This is a genomic window from Flavobacterium profundi (assembly GCF_006491645.1).
GTDB lineage: Bacteria > Bacteroidota > Bacteroidia > Flavobacteriales > Flavobacteriaceae > Flavobacterium > Flavobacterium profundi.
The window spans coordinates 251773-272058 of the sequence record NZ_VDCZ01000002.1 but is presented as its reverse complement, the minus strand read 5'-3'; the positions used below and the strand labels follow the sequence as shown (position 1 = coordinate 272058).

19 protein-coding genes and 1 tRNA gene are annotated in these 20286 nt (G+C 32.1%); 10 read left to right on the top strand and 10 right to left on the bottom strand.

Annotated elements, in window-relative coordinates; translation table 11 throughout:
- Positions 1-44: 44 nt before the first annotated feature.
- On the top strand, positions 45-389 hold the full coding sequence (locus tag FHG05_RS04035; protein ID WP_140996729.1) for a winged helix-turn-helix transcriptional regulator: 345 nt from the start codon (positions 45-47) through the stop codon (positions 387-389).
- Here FHG05_RS04035 and FHG05_RS04030 read toward each other — a convergent pair whose 3' ends face one another.
- The 9 genes from FHG05_RS04030 to FHG05_RS03990 form a co-directional block, all read right to left on the bottom strand.
- Positions 390-2675, bottom strand: coding sequence for a GH92 family glycosyl hydrolase (locus FHG05_RS04030; RefSeq protein ID WP_140996728.1), 2286 nt, complete (start codon positions 2673-2675; stop codon positions 390-392).
- A 3-nt stretch (positions 2676-2678) separates the two neighbouring features.
- Positions 2679-4958, bottom strand: coding sequence for a GH92 family glycosyl hydrolase (locus FHG05_RS04025; RefSeq protein ID WP_140996727.1), 2280 nt, complete (start codon positions 4956-4958; stop codon positions 2679-2681).
- 122 nt (positions 4959-5080) lie between these two features.
- Positions 5081-5479, bottom strand: a complete 399-nt coding sequence (locus tag FHG05_RS04020; RefSeq protein WP_140996726.1) for a hypothetical protein — start codon at positions 5477-5479, stop codon at positions 5081-5083.
- A gap of 181 nt (positions 5480-5660) precedes the next feature.
- Positions 5661-5735 (bottom strand) — tRNA-Val (locus FHG05_RS04015).
- 84 nt (positions 5736-5819) lie between these two features.
- A complete protein-coding gene (locus FHG05_RS04010) occupies positions 5820-6206 on the bottom strand; it encodes a DUF4258 domain-containing protein (protein ID WP_140996725.1) in 387 nt (128 codons plus the stop codon).
- Between the two features lie 119 nt (positions 6207-6325).
- Positions 6326-7522 (bottom strand): alanine dehydrogenase, encoded by a 1197-nt coding sequence (locus tag FHG05_RS04005; protein WP_140996724.1) that lies wholly within the window; start codon positions 7520-7522, stop codon positions 6326-6328.
- A gap of 106 nt (positions 7523-7628) precedes the next feature.
- On the bottom strand, positions 7629-8042 hold the full coding sequence (tsaE, locus tag FHG05_RS04000) for a tRNA (adenosine(37)-N6)-threonylcarbamoyltransferase complex ATPase subunit type 1 TsaE (RefSeq protein WP_140996723.1): 414 nt from the start codon (positions 8040-8042) through the stop codon (positions 7629-7631).
- A gap of 63 nt (positions 8043-8105) precedes the next feature.
- Entirely contained in the window at positions 8106-9659 is a 1554-nt protein-coding gene (gene porX / locus FHG05_RS03995; RefSeq protein WP_140996722.1) for a T9SS response regulator signal transducer PorX, read from the bottom strand.
- Between the two features lie 87 nt (positions 9660-9746).
- Complete coding sequence (locus tag FHG05_RS03990; protein WP_140996721.1) at positions 9747-10448, bottom strand: hypothetical protein; 702 nt, start codon at positions 10446-10448, stop codon at positions 9747-9749.
- 175 nt (positions 10449-10623) lie between these two features.
- On the opposite strand from FHG05_RS03990, the gene FHG05_RS03985 reads away from it, so the two are divergent.
- The 8 genes from FHG05_RS03985 to sucD all read left to right on the top strand — a co-directional run bounded on the left by FHG05_RS03985 (position 10624) and on the right by sucD (position 18113).
- Entirely contained in the window at positions 10624-11859 is a 1236-nt protein-coding gene (locus FHG05_RS03985; RefSeq protein ID WP_140996720.1) for an HD domain-containing protein, read from the top strand.
- A gap of 103 nt (positions 11860-11962) precedes the next feature.
- The gene (gene lpxD, locus FHG05_RS03980; protein WP_140996719.1) at positions 11963-12979 is read left to right on the top strand and encodes a UDP-3-O-(3-hydroxymyristoyl)glucosamine N-acyltransferase; all 1017 of its coding nucleotides are present in this window, start codon (positions 11963-11965) and stop codon (positions 12977-12979) included.
- A 12-nt stretch (positions 12980-12991) separates the two neighbouring features.
- Positions 12992-14380 (top strand): bifunctional UDP-3-O-[3-hydroxymyristoyl] N-acetylglucosamine deacetylase/3-hydroxyacyl-ACP dehydratase, encoded by a 1389-nt coding sequence (locus FHG05_RS03975; RefSeq protein ID WP_140996718.1) that lies wholly within the window; start codon positions 12992-12994, stop codon positions 14378-14380.
- Positions 14381-14402: 22 nt separating this feature from the next.
- A complete protein-coding gene (gene lpxA, locus FHG05_RS03970) occupies positions 14403-15191 on the top strand; it encodes an acyl-ACP--UDP-N-acetylglucosamine O-acyltransferase (protein ID WP_140996717.1) in 789 nt (262 codons plus the stop codon).
- Between the two features lie 25 nt (positions 15192-15216).
- The gene (efp, locus tag FHG05_RS03965) at positions 15217-15777 is read left to right on the top strand and encodes an elongation factor P (RefSeq protein WP_140996716.1); all 561 of its coding nucleotides are present in this window, start codon (positions 15217-15219) and stop codon (positions 15775-15777) included.
- 75 nt (positions 15778-15852) lie between these two features.
- Positions 15853-16794 carry a UDP-3-O-(3-hydroxymyristoyl)glucosamine N-acyltransferase gene (locus FHG05_RS03960; protein ID WP_140996715.1) on the top strand — a complete coding sequence of 314 codons (942 nt, stop codon included), beginning with the start codon at positions 15853-15855 and terminating at the stop codon, positions 16792-16794.
- Positions 16784-17146 (top strand): nuclear transport factor 2-like protein, encoded by a 363-nt coding sequence (locus FHG05_RS03955; protein ID WP_140996714.1) that lies wholly within the window; start codon positions 16784-16786, stop codon positions 17144-17146. The genes FHG05_RS03960 and FHG05_RS03955 overlap by 11 nt, the downstream gene beginning before the upstream one ends.
- Positions 17147-17240: 94 nt before the next feature.
- Positions 17241-18113, top strand: coding sequence for a succinate--CoA ligase subunit alpha (gene sucD, locus FHG05_RS03950; RefSeq protein ID WP_140996713.1), 873 nt, complete (start codon positions 17241-17243; stop codon positions 18111-18113).
- A gap of 59 nt (positions 18114-18172) precedes the next feature.
- Here sucD and FHG05_RS03945 read toward each other — a convergent pair whose 3' ends face one another.
- The gene (locus tag FHG05_RS03945; protein ID WP_140996712.1) at positions 18173-19363 is read right to left on the bottom strand and encodes a cytochrome-c peroxidase; all 1191 of its coding nucleotides are present in this window, start codon (positions 19361-19363) and stop codon (positions 18173-18175) included.
- Between the two features lie 144 nt (positions 19364-19507).
- Between FHG05_RS03945 and fabG the strand changes: the two genes are divergently transcribed.
- Positions 19508-20254, top strand: a complete 747-nt coding sequence (fabG, locus tag FHG05_RS03940) for a 3-oxoacyl-[acyl-carrier-protein] reductase (RefSeq protein ID WP_140996711.1) — start codon at positions 19508-19510, stop codon at positions 20252-20254.
- Positions 20255-20286 lie beyond the last annotated feature (32 nt).

Genomic DNA, 20286 nt, shown 5'->3' with positions numbered 1-20286 from the left:
ATAACGGTCAAAAAGGATAGTTTAAATTTAATAAAAAATAAAGTATGTATACAGTAAAAGGAAAAGAATATCCTTGTTGTACCAGTGTTACGATGGGAATTATTGGTGGAAAGTGGAAATCGGTGATTTTATTTTATTTGATTAAAGAACCGTTGCGTTACAATGAGTTGCGAAAAAAAATGAAAGATGTTACCGAACGTACGTTGAGTTTGCAGTTAAAAGACTTAGAGGCTGATGGTGTGATTCAAAGAAAAGTATATACTACAAAGCCTCCTTTAAAAGTGGAATATTCATTAACCGATTTTGGAAAAACGCTTATTCCACTTTTGCAAGAAATGGCTAAATGGGGTGATTATGTAGTGAAAAATGAATTGGAAACCATCGTATAATTATTTTTTAGAACTCATTATGAAGGTTATTTTTCCGCCATTCATAATTTCATCATGAGTAATGTAATAACGTTCTAACGTCTTCCCATTCAGGATAATTTTTTTTACATATGGATTAGTTTCTGATTGGTTTTGAGTAGCAACTTCAAATGTTTTTCCATTTTCTAAATGAATGATTGCATTTGTAATTAAGGGACTACCAATTGCGTATTCTAAAGAACCAGGAGCCACTGGATAAAATCCCATGGAGCTGAAAATATACCAAGCACTCATTTGCCCGCAATCGTCATTTCCTCCTAAACCATCGGGTGTAGGTTTGTATTGCATTTTTAATATTTGACGTACTCTTTCTTGTGTTTTCCAAGGTTGGTCTGCCCAATTATACAAATAAACTACATGATGCGCAGGTTCATTGCCATGTACATAACCTCCTATAATTCCATCTCTTGTGATGTCTTCGGTTTCTGCAAAGAAAGCATCAGATAAATGCATGGTGAAAAGGGTGTCTAATTTTTTACCAAATTGTTTTTTGCCTCCCATAATTGTTACCAATGCATCAGGATTGTGTGGTACAAAAAAACTATAATTCCAACTGTTTCCTTCAATAAATCCTTGTCCGTGCGTGCTATAAGCATCAAAGTCTTTTTTGAATGTTCCATTGGCTAATTTAGGTTCCATAAAACCTGAAACTGGATTGAAATTATTTCTCCAATTTTCGGAACGTAGTATAAACTCGTTGTAAATATCAGTCTTATTTAATTTTTTTGCCAATTGTGCAATAGTCCAATCGTCATATGCATATTCTAATGTGTTGGAAACCGAAATACCACTTTTTTCGGCTGGAATATACCCTTTGTCGATATAGTAGCCAATTCCTTCATAATTGCTTTTCCTTGCTGTAATAACACAAGCATTTAAAGCCGCTTCTGCATCACCTGTATACGTTCCTTTTAAGATAGCATCTGCAATTACGGATACACTGTGATAACCGCTCATGCACCAATTGTCATTCGCATGGTGACTCCAAATAGGAAGCATGTGTAAACTACTTTGGTCATAATGAGCTAACATAGAAGCAACCATATCTGCATTTCTTTTGGGTTGGAGAATATTAAATAAAGGATGTAAGGTTCTATAGGTATCCCAAAGTGAAAAAGTTGTATAATTTGTAAAACCATTCGCTTGATGTACATCTTGATCTAACCCTTTGTATTCTCCATTTCTGTCTTGATAAACAGTAGGTGTAATAAAAGCATGGTACATAGCTGTGTAGAAGTTGGTTTTATCATCAGGAGATGCATCAACCTGGATTTTATTTAATTCTTGATTCCAGCTATTTTGAGTTTGTTTTTTTACTTTTTCAAAATCCCAATGCGGTATTTCTTCTGTTAAATTTTGTAGTGCATTCTTTTGACTTACAGGTGATAAAGCAAATTTAACTTTAATTTTTTCATTTGCTTCTGTATCAAAATCAAAAAACATTCTTATTTTTTTACCTGCTATTTCTGGGAAATTATCTTCTTGATCAAATTTTCTCCAAAAACCTCGGTATACTTGTTTTTCATCAAAGTTTTTCTGACCATAATTCTTAAAAGGCTTGGAGAAACTCATAGCAAAATAGATTGTTCTGGTTCTAGCCCAACCATTGGTTTGTTTATAACCCGTTACCAAAGTATCATTTACAACTCTTATGTAAGTCCAAACATTTTTTTCGTCATAATTATAAATTCCAGCCATTAAATCTAAAATAATATGAGCTTGATCGGTTTTTGGAAAGGTATATTGATGCATACCTACTCTGGTAGAAGCCGTTAATTCTGCTGTAATATTATGATCATCTAGTTTTACTTTGTAATATCCAGCTTCGGCTAGTTCATTTTCATGAGAAAAAGTAGATCTAAACCCTTTTGAAGGTGCTGTTGCTGTTCCTGGATTTAATTGTAAATTTCCTATCGTTGGCATGATTAAGAAATCTCCTAAATCAGAATGGCCCGTTCCACTGAAATGGGTATGGCTAAAACCAACTATAGTTTTGTCATCGTACTGGTAACCTGCGCAATATCTATATACATCTGGATTGTATTTTCCATTAACAGCATAAGGAATTGTATCGGTATCTGGACTTAGTTGTACCATTCCAAATGGAGCGGTAGCACCCGGATAAACGTGTCCCATGCGTTGTGTTCCAATAATTGGTTTTACAAAAGGAATTAAGTTTTTTGAAGTTTGTTGGCCAAAAAAAAGTAGTGTAAAAAAACAGCTAATTGCTGAAAATAATGTTTTCATGATTTAATTGTTAGTAGATAGTGAAAAAGGGAAAGTATCGGTGGTTGTTCCCCTTTTTGTATTGGGTGTGTTATTCATAATAAAGTTAAAAGTACCGCCTTTTAAGATATCCTCATGGCTAATCCAATTGTTTTTATATTCTTTTCCGTTTAATTTAATTTTATCAACATATTTGTTTTCTGAACTAGTATTAGGTGCTTTAATGGTAAATGTTTTACCATTTTCAAGATGTAAAGTTACTTTTTTGAATAAAGGAGAACCTAATATGTACTGATTCGTTGCAGGACAAACAGGGTAGAAGCCCAAAGCGGAAAAAACATACCAAGCAGAGGTTTGACCATTATCCTCATCTCCACAATACCCGTCTGGAGTAGGTTTGTACATGCGTTCCATAACTTCTCTGACCCAATATTGTGTTTTCCAAGGTTGGCCCGCATAATTGTACAAGTAAATCATATGTTGAATGGGTTGGTTTCCATGGGCATATTGTCCCATATTTGCAATCTGCATTTCACGGATTTCATGAATTGTCCCTCCGTAATAGCTGTCATCAAAAACAGGAGCCATTTGAAAAACAGAATCTAGCATAGTGGTAAATTGTTGATGTCCGCCCATTAGTTGTGCTAATCCTTCAATATCGTGAAAAACACTCCAAGTGTAATGCCAACTATTGCCTTCTGTAAAAGCATCACCCCATTTTAAAGGATTAAAAGGTTTCTGAAAAGTTCCATCATTATTTTTTCCACGCATTAATTTTGTTTCAGGATCAAAAAGATGTTTGTAATTCATACTTCTATTTTCATATAAGTCAATTTCTTTTTGAGGGCGATTTAATAATTTGGCCAAACGGCTAATAGCAAAATCATCGTAAGCATATTCTAATGTTCTAGCTGCACTTTCATTAATGTCAACATTATAAGGAACATAACCCAATTCATTATAATACTGAACTCCTTTTCTTCCTGTAGCTTGTGGCCCTTCATTGTTTGCGCCATGGAGTAGTGCTTGATACAATTTTTCAATATCGTAACCACGCAAACCTTTTACGTAGGCGTCTGCAACAACAGAAGCTGAGTTATTGCCAATCATAATATCACTATAGGATGGGCTGCTCCATTCAGGTAACCAACCTCCTTCTTTATAATCGTTTAGTAACCCTTCTTGCATTTCCTTATTAATGGAAGGGTATATTAAATTTAAAAAAGGATATAACGCTCGAAAAGTATCCCAAAATCCAGTTCCAGCAAAGCGATATCCTGGCATGGTTTTACCAGAATAGGGACTATAATGAACGATAGCTCCATTGGTATCAATTTCATACATTTTCATTGGGAAAAAGAGAGTGCGATATAAGGTAGAGTAGAAGGTTCTAATTTGTTCTGTTGTACCTCCTTCAATTTGTATTTTTTCTAAAGTTGTATTCCAAGTATTCTTGGCTTTTTGTTTAACAGTATCAAAATTATCAGAACCAATTTCTTTTAGATTTTGTTCTGCTTGTTCAAAACTGATAAATGATGAAGCAACTTTAGCGTGAATAGTAGTGTTTTTATTTTTAATTATAAAATGAACAAGACTGCTTATATGTGATCCAGAAAGTTCGTTTGTATTAATTTTAGTTTTATCGTTCCAAAGAGTAGCGGTTGTAAAAGGAGTATCAAAAACAATGACAAAATAATTTTTGAAATTATTCAATTTTCCTCGTGCATATCTTGAACTGTAGCCAATAATTTTGTTTTCTGATGGAATGATTTTGATGTACGAACCTCTGTCATAAGCATCAATGGCTACAAAAGCACTGTCTGTTTTAGGAAAAGTAAATCTAAAGGAAGCGGCTCTTTCTGTAGGTGTGATTTCTGTAGTAACATCATAATCAGCCAAATAAACGCTATAATAATATGGTTTGGCGATTTCAGATTTATGACTGAACCAACTGGCTCTTTCTTCTTCATCAACGGTACCTTTACCTGTCATCGGCATTAAAGAAAACGGACCGTAATCGTTCATCCAGGGTGAAGGCTGGTGTGTTTGTTTGAATCCTCTAACTTTATTAGCATCATAGGTATATTGCCAACCGTTGCCATTGTTGCCAGTTTGTGGTGTCCAAGCATTCATTCCCCATGGCAATGAAATGGAAGGATAAGTATTTCCATTACTTAATTCATAACTGCTATCAGTTCCCATTAAAGGATTAATCCATTCAACTAAATCTGTTGGTTTCGCTATTTGTTGTGCATAAGAAAATAAAGTAATAAAAAATACTACTTTAACTAATTTAGATACCATTGAAGAAAATTATTATTTATATTCTTCAAATATACTTAATTATCATCTTTTGAAAAACATGGTGATAAATAAGTTGAGTTGTTGTATAGTTAAAATTGGCTATAATTTAATAAATATTGATTTTATTCATTCCTGATAAAATGAAATTGAGAATTTTGTGGTGTGACTCTTTGATATTCATCAATATCCATTTCAATAAAGATTAATTCATTCTTATTTAGGTAAGTAATTCGAGCAATTCTGTTATTGGTTCTTAATTCTATATACTTTCCTTGTTTATTATACATCCATTTTCCTGGATTTTCAGGATTGCTGAGTAAGAAATAGGAGTAATCACTATTAAACTGAACCTTAAAGTCTAAATCAATTTGAATGGGTTTGCCTTTAATGGACGCGGAACTTAAACTCCAAGTATGGCATAAGGTTTTTAGAACTTCTTCTTCACTTAAATTGATATTTTGTGCTTGGCTAGAATAAAATGGACTAAAAAGCAGTAAAATGAGTAGGTAGTTTTTTATCATTTATTACGGTGTTAAGTTAAGTAATAGTTTCAGATTTGAGAAAAGCGTGTCTTAAATATACGTATTTTTTGATTGAAAAAGAAATTTTTTTGAATAATCCAAAATTGAAAATAAAAAATAGGATTTTTTAGAGAAAAGTAGAAACAAAAAAATCCTACATTTCTGTAGGATTTAAGTTTTGTGGGCGATGAGGGGTTCGAACCCCCGACCCCCTCGGTGTAAACGAGGTGCTCTGAACCAGCTGAGCTAATCGCCCCAATGAATCGCAACCAATATTCCTGGATTGCGAGTGCAAATATACAAGGTTTATTTGTATCTGCAAGTGTTTTTAATAAAAAAATTATTTTTTTTCAATCTTTTCCAAAACCACTTTTGAAGGGTAATTAATCATGGTAATGTTAATTTCTTCATTTTGAGTAGTTTTGCCTTCTATAATATAAATTTTTCCATTATTGTATGGTAAATTACTTTTAGAAAAATCTACATCTCCATATTTTAAAGTGGCTTTTATATCTTCTAAAGAAATCCAATCTTGTGTTAAAATCGATTTTGTTTCTGGTGAAAAATCGAGTGGTTTACTTCTTAATTCTTTTAAAACTCTACAATTGGGTAAATAACAAAATTCAACTCCTTTGGCTTCAGCTTTTGCACCTAAGAATTTGATAACGAAAAACAGGCCTAATAATAATCCAAATAAGTAATAAGCTAATCTGTATTTAAGCTTCATATGATTTTTTTTTGCAAATATACTATTTTGGTTAGCATTAGCGATAGGAGTGACATCCTTTTATTTTATCCATAGAGAAAATAAAAGATATAACGAATAGCGCGACCGAAGGGAATGCCCTAAAAAACAATTAGATTAATATCGCGATGTTCTAAATTGAACCAATCTGCAATGGATTTATTCGTTAGTAAACCGTGATAAAAGTAAATTCCGTTTTTTAAGCCTCTATTACAGCGAATGGCGCTTTCAATACCACCATCATCTGCAATTTGAAGCAGGAAAGGAGTGATGATATTGCTAATTGAAAGCGAAGCTGTTTTAGAATATCTAGACGGAATATTAGGCACGCAATAATGAATGACATTGTTTTTTATAAATGTAGGTCTTTCGTGTGTCGTTACTTCTGAGGTTTCAAAACAACCTCCTGTATCGATACTAACGTCTACAATTACAGCTCCTTTTTTCATGTGTTCTACCATAGTTTCAGTAACCACAATAGGAGTTCTGTTTTTTCCACGCATGGCACCAATGGCAACATCACATCTTCGAAGAGCTTTGAGTACCGATTTTTCTTGAATAGTAGATGTGAAAATTCTTTGATTTAAAGTATTTTGTAAACGTCTTAATTTGGTAATGGAATTATCGAATACTTTTACACTAGCTCCAAGGCCTAATGCGGTTCTTGCCGCATATTCTGCTACGGTTCCAGCGCCTAAAATGACTACTTCTGTTGGAGGAACGCCTGTTATATTTCCAAAAAGCAAGCCTTTTCCAATATTTTGATTGATCATTAATTCGGCAGCTATATGTATGGAAGCAATTCCTGCTATTTCTGACAATGATTTAACGGCAGGGTAGGATCCGTCTTCATCTTTTATGAATTCAAAAGCTAGCGCTGTAATTCTTTTAGTGGCTAAAGCTTCAAAATACGTTTTGCGTTGGGTTTTTAATTGTATGGCTGAAATAATGATAGTTTGTGGATTCATCATCTCTATTTCAGGTAAAGTGGCCGGTTCCACTTTTAGTATAATTGGGCAACTAAATACTTTTTTAGGGTCGTTTGTAACTTCAGCACCTGCATCTGAATATTCTTTATCGGAATAACTTGAACTTTCTCCAGCGCCTGCTTCAATCATGACGCGATGTCCATGAGAAGTTAAAGAGCTCACTGCATCTGGTGTTAAGCAAATACGTCTTTCTTGATAGGATGTCTCCTTTGGAATACCTATGAATAACTCGCTTTTGTGCTTAGTAATTTCCAATTTCTCTTCTTGAGGAAGCAATTGCATTTTTGAAAAAGGACTAAAAGTTGACATGTTGTTTTTTGTAAAGTTGAGCCAATTTAGGAATAATTTTAAAATTTAAAAAAAGAATATGAAAAAAGATAGTATAAAAAACAATTGCATCATTTTTTAGAAAGTATCAATTTTTTAAAATCAATTCTCGAGTCCCATTTTTAGTGGTTTTCATATGAATGCTAGCATGGTCAATTGGAATGAGATTAGGAGTTTTTTCAGGCCATTCGATAAAGCACCAATTCCCTGAATAGAAATATTCATCAATACCCATGTCATAGGCTTCTTCTTCGCTATTTAAGCGGTATAAATCGAAATGATAAATCGTTTCTCCTTCCTTGGTTTGATACTCATTAACCAAAGAAAAAGTGGGACTACTGGAAGTATCATTTACGCCTAATTGTTTGACTAATTCTTTAATAAGTGTTGTTTTTCCAACACCCATAGTGGCATGAAATGTAATTACTTTTTTAAGTCTTGGTGTAGCAAGAATCTGTTTGACTACCTCTTGAATTTCATCTAGAGTAAAGTTTATCATCATATAAAATGCGGTTTATACTTTTTATTCCAAAGAGACTTATTTCTAAATCTCTTTGGAGTTTTTTTATTTAGGTTCCAATACTAAAAACGGAATAATCATTTCTTCCAACGAAATGCCTCCATGTTGGTAAGTATTTCTATAATAACTTACATAATGATTGAAATTATTTACATAAGCTAAAAATAAATCGTTTTTTGCAAAAATGAAAGAACTGCTCATATTTAAAGCAGGAAGTCCTATTTTTTTAGGATCTTTTACGGCATACACATCTTTATCTTCATACGTTAAACTTCGTCCCGTTTTATAGCGTAAATTTAAGCTGGTATTTTTATCTCCAATAACTTTTGAAGGATTTTTACAATTTATAGTACCGTGATCTGTAGTGATTATTAATCGAAATCCTTGTTTTTGAGCTTGTTGAATCATGTCTAATAAAGGAGAGTTTTTAAACCAGCTAACTGTTAATGATCGATATGCTTTATCATCAGAAGCTAATTCTTTTACTACTTCCATTTCGGTTTTAGCGTGTGAAAGCATATCTACAAAATTATATACGATAGTAGTTAAATCATTACCTTTCAAGCCTTTGAAATTTTCCGCTAGCTTTTTACCATCTTTAAAATTAGTAATCTTATAATATTCTTGTTTAATATTGAGACCTAATCGTTTCAATTGTTCCGTAAGAAACTCTCCTTCATATAAATTTTTACCACCATCATCAATATCATTTTTCCAATATTCTGGAAATTTCTTTTCCATTTCCAAAGGTGTCAAACCAGAGAAAATAGCATTTCTTGCATATTGTGTTGCTGTAGGTAAGATAGAAAAATAACTGACTTCTTTTTCTAGTTTATAATGATTATTCACAATATTTTCAAAGGCTTTCCATTGGTCATAACGCAAATTATCAATTACAATAAAAAGGATAGGTTTGTCTTTTTTTCTAATTTCGGGAGCAACTAATTCACCAAATAATTTGTGTGAAAGAATGGGTTTATCTTCTGTTTCATCAAACCAATCTTCATAGGTACGTTCAATAAATTTTCCAAATTGAACATTGGCTTCTGTTTTTTGGCTTTCCAAAATTTCAACCATACCTTGATCCGATATATTTTCGAGTTCCATTTCCCAATAAATAAGTCGTTTGTACAACTCAACCCAATCTTCAAAAGAACGTACCATAGCCATATCCATAGCTATTTTTCGAAATTCTTTTTGGTAATCTAAGGTCGTTTTTTCAGAAACCAAACGGGAATGGTCTAAATTCTTTTTTAAACTTAATAAAATTTGATTGGGATTGACAGGCTTGATTAAATAATCAGCTATTTTGGAACCAATGGCTTCTTCCATGATATATTCTTCTTCACTTTTTGTAATCATAATTACAGGAACAGAAGATTTTTTTTCTTTAATTTCGGATAAGGTTTCTAAACCACTCAATCCTGGCATATTTTCATCTAAGAATACAACATCAAAATTATTCTCTTCAAAAGCGTCTATAGCGTCTTGTCCATTGTTACAAGTGGTTACTTCATAGTTTTTCTTCTCTAAAAAAAGGATATGCGGCTTTAAAAGATCAATTTCATCATCGACCCATAATATTTTTATTTTGTTCATTTATTTGAAATTTTATGCAATTTAATACTTAATAAACGAGTATTGTATTAAAAATTGTATAAAAATAACACTTTTAAGAAAATTTAACTACTTGTTATAAAATTCACTGTTCCAATTGTATTCACTTACATTATTTCCTGTTTTTATGATATAATAGCAAACAATTGCAATAACCGATTTCCAAGTGAAAAGAAAAATAATTATTTGGTAGCTAGTAGTTAAAGATTCGGTTTTAAAAAGCTGTATGAAATAGGTGAGAAGTGTACTTATAACTATTGTAAAAAGGGTTAAATTAAGTAGGTTTTTTAGTGGTAAAGCTTTTATTTTTCTTGTCCAATGTAAATCATTTCCCCAATAGTCTAACAGATAATAATAGTCGTTTCCTAAACTCATAAATAGCAGAGGGTCATCATAATTATGAAGTTTAAAATTGCTTTTAGGTGCTACGATTTTAAAATGTTGTAGTTCTGTTTGATGTAGTTCTTCAAATTGTTTAATACTTTGAATAACAGCTTCTGGATACTCATTTTTATAAAATCGGGTGTCTAAAAAACGAAGTCTATTAGCCAAACAAATTTTTTTAATAGCTGATAAGGAATAAATTCGCTCTGATTCCAATTGGTTAAAATCAAATGTGTTTTGAAGGTTTCCATCTGATTTGTTCAAACGTTCTTTTATACTTGTGGATTTTTCAATTGTAATCGTTTGGAATTTAAAATCATCAGAATGTAATGAAATATTATCTTTTATAGCGTCTAATTCTATTTTTAAAGAGAAAGTAGTTTTCATTTTAAAATATTGATTCTAATAGAGTTACAAAAATAACGTTTTTATTGTAGTTGTAAAATGAACAAGCGTTAAAATTGGGTTATTTAAATCGGTGTCTTACAGTATACAATAATGTGTTTAAATGTTTTAATTAGTCTTTTATAAAACCTTATCTTTGTTATAAAATTTGTACTACGTGAACGCTACTAATAAGCTTAAAATATTTAATGATCCTATTTACGGATTTATTACAATACCCAATTCTTTAATTTACGATTTAATTCAACATCCTTATTTTCAAAGATTAAGGAGAATTTCACAAATGGGAATGACTTATTTAGTCTATCCTGGAGCCCATCATACTCGTTTCCATCATGCATTAGGTTGTTTGCACATTATGCAAAAGGCTGTACAAACTTTAACATTCAAAGGAGTTGCTATTTCCGATGAAGAAGAGAATGCTTTGTACATTGCAATTTTATTGCATGATATTGGACATGGACCTTTTAGTCATGCCATGGAGCACAGTATTGTAGAAGATGTGCATCACGAGCAGCTGTCATTGTTATTTATGGAGCAATTAAATAAAGATTTTAAAGGTAAATTGTCTTTAGCTATTGAGATTTTTAAAGGGGAGTATCATCGAAAATTTATGTTGCAACTTATTTCGAGTCAGTTGGATATGGATCGAATGGATTATTTGCGTAGAGATAGTTTTTACAGTGGAGTTGCTGAAGGAAATATCAACAGTGAGCGTTTGATTCAAATGATGAACGTACAGGATGATTATTTAGTCATAGAAGAAAAAGGAATTTACTCAGTTGAAAAGTTTTTAGTAGCCAGAAGGTTAATGTATTGGCAGGCCTATTTGCATAAAACTTCAGTTGTTGCAGAATTAATTTTAACCAAAATTTTAAAAAGAGCCAAAGAATTAACTCATAAAGGGATTACATTGGAATGTAGTAAACCTTTGCAATTTTTTTTACAGAACAAGGTGGAATTAACTCATTTTACAAAAGAAATTTTGGATACATTTTCCTATTTAGATGATTATGATGTATTAAGTGCAATTAAAACGTGGCAATTTAATGATGATTTTGTACTTTCTAGTTTGTGTAAAATGATTATTAATCGAGATTTACTAAAAATTAGAATGCTAGAAGAAAAACCACATAAAGATATTTTAAATCCATATAAGGAAGCCTTTATGAAATTACATGAGGTTTCTGAAAAAGATATTGATTATTTTGTATTCAAAGGGAAAATTAAAAATCAAGCTTATAGTAAAGAAAGTGAGCCTATTAGAATTCTTAAAAAAGACAAAACAATTGAAGATGTTGTACAAGCTTCAGACCAATTAAACTTAAAGGCTTTATCTAAACCCGTAACTAAATATTTTATATGTTTTCCAAAAGTAACATTAGAAGCATAAGTATTTAATTTAATTTTATATTTTTGTCAAGATGTTATGGAATCAAAAAAAGACCTAAAAGAAAACATTTTCTTTTACGTTTTGGATAATTTAAAATAACTGAATGAAATTTACAGCGGAACAAATAGCGGGTATTTTAGAAGGTGAAGTAGTAGGAAATCCTAATGCAGAAGTTTCAAAGCTTGCCAAAATTGAAGAAGGTATTGAGGGTTCTTTAACTTTCCTTGCCAATCCAAAATATATAAGTCATATATATACCACAAAAGCAACAATAACTATTGTTAATAAAAGTTTTATACCAGAACAAGATTTAACCACTACATTAATCAAGGTTGAAGATGCTTATAAATCTTTTTCGAAACTTTTAGAATATTACAATCAGGTTAAATTAATGAAATCGGGTATCGAACAGCCTTCTTTTATTTCTGAAGAAGTGGTGTATGGTGAAGGATTGTATTTAGGAAGCTTTTGTTATATAGGAAAAAATGTAACCATTGGTAAAAACGTTAAGATTTATCCGAATAGTTTTATTGGTGACAACGTTACAATTGGTGATAATTGTGTCTTTTTTGCAGGAGTACGAATTTATTCTGAAACTACTATAGGTAATAATTGTACCATTCATTCGGGTACTATTATTGGTTCCGATGGTTTTGGTTTTGCACCACAAGAAGATGGTACCTATCAAAAAGTTCCTCAGATAGGAAATGTAATTATAGAAGATAATGTGGAAATAGGAGCTTGTACTACTATAGACAGAGCTACTTTAGGATCTACAATTATCCGAAAAGGAGTTAAGTTGGACAATCAAATACAAATTGCTCACAATGTAGAAATTGGTGAAAACACTGTAATAGCTTCCCAAACTGGTGTTGCTGGATCAACTAAAATTGGCAAGAATTGTATGATTGGTGGGCAAGTTGGTATTGTTGGCCATATTACTATAGGAGATAATGTTAAAGTTCAAGCGCAATCAGGAATTGGAAAAAGTTTACAAGACGGAGAAGTTGTTCAAGGTACTCCAGCATTTAATTATTCTGATTTTACAAAATCCTATGTGCACTTTAAAAATCTTCCAAAGATTGTAGCAGAAATAGACAAAATAAAGAAAAACAATTAATTTTAAAAAATCATGGTTAAACAAAAGACCATTGCGAACGATGTTTCATTAAAAGGAGTAGGGTTACATACTGGACAATTAGTTGAAATGACTTTCAAGCCAGCTCCTGTAAATAATGGTTTCACTTTTATACGTGTTGATTTAGAAGGTCAACCCATAATTGAAGCAGATGCAAACTATGTGGTAAATACACAAAGAGGAACAAACCTTGAGAAAAGAGGTGTAATGATTCAAACTCCAGAACATGTGTTGGCAGCACTTGTGGGTTGTGATTTAGATAATGTGATTATCGAATTAAATGCTTCTGAACTTCCTATTATGGATGGTTCATCAAAATATTTTGTTGAAGCTATTGAAAAAGCAGGTGTTGTAGAGCAGGAAGCAGAAAGAAAAGTATATGTAGTAAAAGAAGTAATTTCCTATTTAGATGAAGCTTCTGGAAGTGAAATTACGGTGATTCCTAGTGATACTTATACGATTACAACTATGGTAGATTTTGGAACTAAAGTTTTAGGCACCCAAAATGCAACATTAAAAAGTATCGATGATTTCAAATCAGAAATTGCAGATTGTAGAACTTTTAGTTTTTTACATGAATTAGAATCTTTATTGAATAATGGTTTAATTAAAGGAGGAGATTTAAATAATGCAATTGTTTATGTAGATAAAGAAATTTCTTCAGAAACGATGGAAAACTTGAAAAAAGCATTTAATAAAGAATCTATTTCGGTTAATCCAAATGGGATTTTAGATAACCTAACATTGCATTATCCAAATGAAGCAGCGAGACATAAATTACTTGATATTGTAGGTGATTTGGCGTTAATTGGGAAAAGAATTCAAGGTAAAATTATAGCAACTAAACCGGGTCATTTTGTGAATACGCAATTTGCAAAAAAACTATCCAAAATTATCAAGATAGAAGAAAGAAATCAGGTTCCTGTTTATGATTTGCATAAAGAGCCTTTGATGGATATTCATCAGATTATGAAGATGTTACCTCATAGACCTCCTTTTCTTCTAATTGATAAAATTTTGGAATTGACAGATTCTCATGTGGTTGGTTTGAAAAATGTAACCATGAACGAGCCTTTCTTTGTTGGACATTTTCCAGATGCTCCAGTAATGCCAGGAGTATTAATTGTGGAAGCTATGGCTCAAACAGGAGGAATTTTAGTATTAAGTACTGTACCAGATCCTGAAAATTATTTAACCTATTTTATGAAAATAGATAATGTTAAGTTTAAGCAAAAAGTATTGCCAGGAGACACATTAATATTTAAGTGTGACTTAATTGCTCCTATTAGAAGAGGTATTTGCCACATGCAAGCAAATGCATATGCTAATGGAAAATTAGTTGCTGAAGCGGAGCTTATGGCTCAAATCGCAAAAAAACAATAAAAATATTTTAAATTAAAAAAAGATGAATCAACCTTTAGCATATGTACATCCAGGAGCTAAAATTGCACGCAATGTAGTTATTGATCCTTTTACAACGATTCATAATAATGTGGTAATTGGAGAAGGAACTTGGATAGGTTCTAATGTTACGATTATGGAAGGAGCTAGAATTGGTAAAAATTGTAATATTTTTCCAGGAGCAATTATTTCAGCAGTTCCACAAGATTTAAAATTTGGAGGAGAGGATTCTCTAGTAATCATTGGTGACAATACCACGATTAGAGAATGTGTAACCATTAACAGAGGAACTATTGCATCTGGTCAAACCAAAATTGGTGATAATTGTTTAATTATGGCTACGGCTCATATTGCTCATGATTGTCACATTGGAAACAATGCTATAATTGTTAATGGAGTAGCTTTAGCAGGACACGTAACAATAGGTGATTTTGCGATTATTGGTGGTTTAGCTGCAATTCATCAATTTATATCAGTAGGAGAACATGCCATGGTATCTGGTGGTTCTTTAGTTAGAAAAGATGTTCCTCCTTATACAAAAGCAGCAAAAGAGCCTTTATCCTATGTAGGTATTAACTCTGTTGGATTAAGAAGAAGAGGTTTTTCAACTGAAAAAATAAGAGAAATACAAGATATATATCGTATTTTATATCAGAAAAATTTCAATACAACTCAAGCTTTAAGTATTATAGAGGCAGAAATGGAAGCAACTCCAGAAAGAGACGATATCATTCAGTTTATCAGAAATTCTTCTAGAGGAATTATGAAAGGATATACAGGAAGTACAATTTAAAAATTATCAAAATAAATATATAAAAATGGCAAGTACATCAGATATTAGAAATGGACTTTGTATTAAGTACAATCATGATATTTATAAAATTATCGAGTTCTTACACGTGAAACCTGGTAAAGGTCCAGCATTTGTTAGAACCAAATTAAAATCATTAACAAATGGAAAAGTATTAGATAATACGTTTTCTGCAGGTCATAAAATTGATGTAGTACGAGTGGAAACACACACTTTTCAATATTTATATGCTGAAGGGAATGACTTTCACTTTATGAATAATGAAACATTTGAACAAATCACTTTAAATAGAGATGTATTAGATGCTCCAGATTTATTAAAAGAAGGAGAAAATGTGATGGTTCAAATTAATACAGAAACAGATATGCCTTTATCAGTAGATATGGCAGCTTCAGTTGTTTTAGAAGTGACTTATACAGAGCCTGGTGTAAAAGGGAATACCGCTACAAATGCTACAAAGCCTGCAACTGTTGAAACAGGTGCAACTGTGAATGTACCTTTATTTATCAATGAAGGCGATAAAATTAAAATAGATACGGCTTCTGGTAAATACATGGAGCGTGTATAAAAATAGTAATTAGTAATTAGTGAATAGTACTTAGTAGCTACTATTCACTATTCACTTTTAAACTAATCACTACAAATGAAATTCCAAAAAAAGCATACACTTAAAGAAATTGCAACGATTATTAATTGCAATTTTATTGGTCCTGAAGATTTTCCTGTTTTAGGAATGAATGAAATTCATGTTGTTGAAAAAGGAGATATTGTTTTTGTGGATCACCCAAAATACTATGATAAAGCACTCGAATCGGCTGCCACTATCGTTTTAATTAATAAAGAAGTAGCATGTCCTGAAGGGAAAGCGTTGTTAATTTCTGATGACCCATTTCGAGATTTCAATACCTTATCCAAACATTTCCGACCTTTTACAAATGCTTCAGTATCCATTTCAAATTCAGCAACTATAGGTGAAGGAAGTGTTCTTCAACCAAATTGTTTTGTTGGACATAATGTTTCTATCGGAAAAAATTGTATCATTCATTCTAATGTTTCAATTTACGATAATTCAGTCATTGGTGATAATGTCATTATTCATGCTGGAACAATTATTGGAGCGGATGCCTTTTATTATAAAAAAAGACCAGAAGGTTTTGACCAATTGTTATCTTGCGGTAGAGTAGTGATCGAAAACAATGTAGGTATAGGTGCTTTATGTACTATAGATAAAGGTGTTACAGGAGACACTACAATAGGTGAGGGCACTAAAATTGACAATCAAGTGCATGTAGGGCATGATACTGTAATTGGTAAAAAATGTTTAATTGCTGCACAAACAGGTATTGCGGGTTGTGTTGTAGTTGAAGATGAAGTAACTTTATGGGGTCAAGTTGGTACTACTAGCGGTATCACAATTGGTTCTAAAGCAGTCGTTATGGGACAAACCGGTGTTACCAAGTCGATAGAAGGCGGTAAAACGTATTTTGGTACTCCTATTGAAGAATCCCGTGAGAAATTGAAGCAATTAGCTAATATTAAAAAGATACCTCAAATTATAGATAAATTAAAAGAAAATGACAAATAAAGCGCAAATTCAGAAATTTTATCTTGAAGATGGAATTAGAGATGCTTCGGCATTGAAAGACTTGCTTCACGATGATGTACTTTTAGAATGGTCGAGTTCAGATGGTTTATTATCACTTGATAAACAAGCAATTTTAGATTTGGCAAACGAATTGAAACAAAATTATACCAATTCTATCGTTGAAATAACACATTTAATTGAAGAAGATCATAAAGTTGTAATTAAATACAATCATAAAGTTGCTACATTTGAAAATCCTTCTGAAATAATTCCGATTGCGAGATTTATTGTTATTTGGGAATTTTTGGGAGATAAATTGTACAAAGGGTATCAAATTAGCCAACCCGCATAAATTAATAAAAATAAAACTTAAAAAGTTCCTGTTTTTTTTACAAAAAACTTACTTTTGCATCACAATTTAAAAATTATAATATAATAATCATATCATGAGTGTTTTAGTAAATAAAGATTCAAAAATAATTGTTCAAGGTTTCACAGGAAGTGAAGGAACCTTTCATGCTTCTCAAATGATTGAATACGGTACGAATGTTGTGGGTGGTGTAACACCTGGAAAAGGAGGAACTTCTCACTTAGACAAACCTGTTTTTAACACAGTTCAAGAAGCTGTTGAGAAAGCTGGAGCAAATACATCGATTATTTTTGTACCACCAGCATTTGCTGCTGATGCTATTATGGAAGCTGCTGATGCAGGTATTAAAGTTATCATTTGTATTACAGAAGGTATTCCTGTTGCTGATATGATTAAAGCTTATGATTATATTAAATCAAGAGACTGTCGTTTAGTTGGTCCTAACTGTCCAGGAGTAATCACTCCAGAAGAAGCGAAAGTAGGTATTATGCCAGGTTTTGTATTCAAAAAAGGAAAAGTAGGTATCGTTTCTAAATCAGGTACTTTAACATATGAAGCAGCTGATCAGGTTGTAAAACAAGGTTTAGGAATTACAACAGCTATTGGAATTGGTGGTGATCCAATTATTGGAACAACTACTAAAGAAGCAGTTGAATTACTAATGAATGATCCAGAAACTGAATGTATCATTATGATTGGAGAAATTGGAGGTCAATTAGAAGCGGATGCTGCACGTTGGGTAAAAGCTGATGGAAACCGCAAACCTGTTGTAGGTTTTATTGCTGGTGAGACTGCTCCTAAAGGAAGAACAATGGGGCATGCTGGAGCAATTGTTGGAGGAGCTGATGATACTGCTGAAGCTAAAAAACGTATCATGAGAGAAAATGGTATACACGTAGTAGATTCTCCTGCAGAAATTGGTAAAAAAGTGAAAGAAGTTTTAGGCTAAATAAAACAATTTCTTATAAATAAAAAAAGTCCCGTTTTTTAGGGACTTTTTTTATGCTATTATTCTTCAAAAGGGGAACTCCATTTCGAATCTACATATACATTTGAACCTGCCAAAGTTAATAGAAAAGATTGTAAGGCATTCATTTCTGCTCCTGTCATATTTAATTGTTGACCGTTGCCACCTGGTCGTAATCTGGAATCTAAATTGGTATTTCCAGGTGCTATAGTAATTGTATTATAATGCCCAATTGCAGCTTGTAAAGTAGCAATATTACCTGTATGCATTAAGGTTGAATTGAGCGTACCATCTTGTTTTACCAAGTCTCGTAAAGAAGGTGCACGCGTATTGGTGATATCAATTCCAGTGTTACTTAGGGTTCCAGTGATACCGTTATTAAGCGAATTAGGATCAATATCAAATTCTGGTGCTCTATGACATCCTGCGCAACCTACACCACCACCAATACGAGATCCATTTCCATCAAACTGAGGAGGTGTTAAAAATAAATTTTTACCTGTATTTTCATTTTGGGTAAAATTAGGAAAAGGTTGGTTGTCATTAGTAACTAATGTTCTTCCGGAATCATATTTAGAATCAAAAGATTGGATACTTCTAATAAACTGAGCTAAAGCGTTTTGTATTTTAGATTCTGTGATTTCTTCATTTCCATATACAAAAGTGAAAAGTTCTTTATAGTAGTCAATGCCTTCCAATCTAGTAATCAAATCATCAAAAGATAAATCGCCATTGGTACCACTAAAACCCATTTCCGCATGATCTTTAATGGGCATTGTGGTTTGAATTTCTAGACTTGCTGCTCTTTCGTCCCAGAAAAATTTAGTTTCGGTAGCAAATCGAGTGTTGATTAAACGCATCGAATGTCTACCAGTAACTCCGTTAACACCGTTGCTGGCCATAAGTGCATTATCTCCAAATGCATTTTCTTGTTTATGACAACTCGCACATGCAATGGTATGATCTACAGATAAATTCGTGTCATAAAATAAAACTCTTCCTAAAGTAGCTCCTTTATTAGAGATTGGATTTAGAATGCTATTATCTTTGGTTATATAAGATGGAACAAATTGGTTGTCATAGTTTTCCAAATTATTCAAATCAATAGTATTTCCAAAAGTAGCTTTTACATTGGGATACTCAGGGATCGATTCATAGGTGTCATTTGTATCTTTGGAACAAGATATAAATAAGCAACTCAATAGAAAAAATAAAATTGTAATAGCTCTCATATTTTGTAAGGTTAAATAGGTTTGTATGTGTATGACACAATTTTTTCAAAAAAGTTTAATTCGTAAAGTGATAACAATTTTTAATTGTTCTTTTTTAAACTTTAAATTATTAATATATTTGACTTCAAATTTTAAGAAACAAAGATGAAATTATTAGAAGGTAAAGTAGCAATTATCACTGGTGCTAGTCGAGGTATTGGTAAAGGGATTGCTGAAGTATTTGCAAAAAATGGTGTAAATGTAGCTTTTACATATAGTTCTTCAGCTTCATCAGCTCAGGAATTAGAAAATGAATTAGTTGCTTTAGGAGTTAAAGCTAAAGGATATCAGTCAAATGCTGCTGATTTTGATGAATCTCAGCAATTAGTAGAAAATGTACTGGCTGATTTTGGTACTATTGATATTTTAATCAATAATGCAGGAATTACAAAAGATAATTTGTTGATGCGAATGAGTGAGGAAGATTTTGACAAAGTTGTTGAAATTAACTTAAAATCGGTTTTCAACATGACAAAAGCGGTTCAAAAAACGATGCTTAAAAACCGTAAAGGCTCTATCATTAATATGAGTAGTGTAGTAGGAGTAAAAGGAAATGCAGGACAAGCAAATTATGCTGCATCTAAAGCGGGAATGATTGGTTTTACGAAGTCGATTGCTTTGGAATTAGGCTCAAGAAATATTCGTTGTAATGCAATTGCTCCTGGATTTATTGAAACCGAAATGACCGCTAAATTAAATGAAGATGTTGTGAAAGGTTGGAGAGAAGCTATTCCTTTGAAAAGAGGTGGTTCTCCAGAAGATGTAGCCAATGTATGTGTGTTTTTAGCATCTGACATGAGTGCCTATGTAACAGGACAGGTAATCAATGTTGATGGAGGTATGCTAACCTAGGCAGTTCAGAAATTAGTGTTTTAAAGAATTTT

What these genes read in the sequence shown, in the direction of transcription:
- porX (WP_140996722.1), bottom strand. Translation starts at nt 9,659, where the DNA reads ATGAACAAAATAAAAATATTATGGGTCGATGATGAAATTGATCTTTTA.
- FHG05_RS04035 (WP_140996729.1), top strand. Translation starts at nt 45, where the DNA reads ATGTATACAGTAAAAGGAAAAGAATATCCTTGTTGTACCAGTGTTACG.
- sucD (WP_140996713.1), top strand. Translation starts at nt 17,241, where the DNA reads ATGAGTGTTTTAGTAAATAAAGATTCAAAAATAATTGTTCAAGGTTTC.
- tsaE (WP_140996723.1), bottom strand. Translation starts at nt 8,042, where the DNA reads ATGATGATAAACTTTACTCTAGATGAAATTCAAGAGGTAGTCAAACAG.
- FHG05_RS04025 (WP_140996727.1), bottom strand. Translation starts at nt 4,958, where the DNA reads ATGGTATCTAAATTAGTTAAAGTAGTATTTTTTATTACTTTATTTTCT.
- FHG05_RS04005 (WP_140996724.1), bottom strand. Translation starts at nt 7,522, where the DNA reads ATGTCAACTTTTAGTCCTTTTTCAAAAATGCAATTGCTTCCTCAAGAA.
- lpxD (WP_140996719.1), top strand. Translation starts at nt 11,963, where the DNA reads ATGAAATTTACAGCGGAACAAATAGCGGGTATTTTAGAAGGTGAAGTA.
- FHG05_RS04010 (WP_140996725.1), bottom strand. Translation starts at nt 6,206, where the DNA reads ATGAAGCTTAAATACAGATTAGCTTATTACTTATTTGGATTATTATTA.
- lpxA (WP_140996717.1), top strand. Translation starts at nt 14,403, where the DNA reads ATGAATCAACCTTTAGCATATGTACATCCAGGAGCTAAAATTGCACGC.
- FHG05_RS03955 (WP_140996714.1), top strand. Translation starts at nt 16,784, where the DNA reads ATGACAAATAAAGCGCAAATTCAGAAATTTTATCTTGAAGATGGAATT.
- FHG05_RS04030 (WP_140996728.1), bottom strand. Translation starts at nt 2,675, where the DNA reads ATGAAAACATTATTTTCAGCAATTAGCTGTTTTTTTACACTACTTTTT.
- FHG05_RS04020 (WP_140996726.1), bottom strand. Translation starts at nt 5,479, where the DNA reads ATGATAAAAAACTACCTACTCATTTTACTGCTTTTTAGTCCATTTTAT.
- fabG (WP_140996711.1), top strand. Translation starts at nt 19,508, where the DNA reads ATGAAATTATTAGAAGGTAAAGTAGCAATTATCACTGGTGCTAGTCGA.
- FHG05_RS03975 (WP_140996718.1), top strand. Translation starts at nt 12,992, where the DNA reads ATGGTTAAACAAAAGACCATTGCGAACGATGTTTCATTAAAAGGAGTA.
- FHG05_RS03960 (WP_140996715.1), top strand. Translation starts at nt 15,853, where the DNA reads ATGAAATTCCAAAAAAAGCATACACTTAAAGAAATTGCAACGATTATT.
- FHG05_RS03945 (WP_140996712.1), bottom strand. Translation starts at nt 19,363, where the DNA reads ATGAGAGCTATTACAATTTTATTTTTTCTATTGAGTTGCTTATTTATA.
- FHG05_RS03990 (WP_140996721.1), bottom strand. Translation starts at nt 10,448, where the DNA reads ATGAAAACTACTTTCTCTTTAAAAATAGAATTAGACGCTATAAAAGAT.
- efp (WP_140996716.1), top strand. Translation starts at nt 15,217, where the DNA reads ATGGCAAGTACATCAGATATTAGAAATGGACTTTGTATTAAGTACAAT.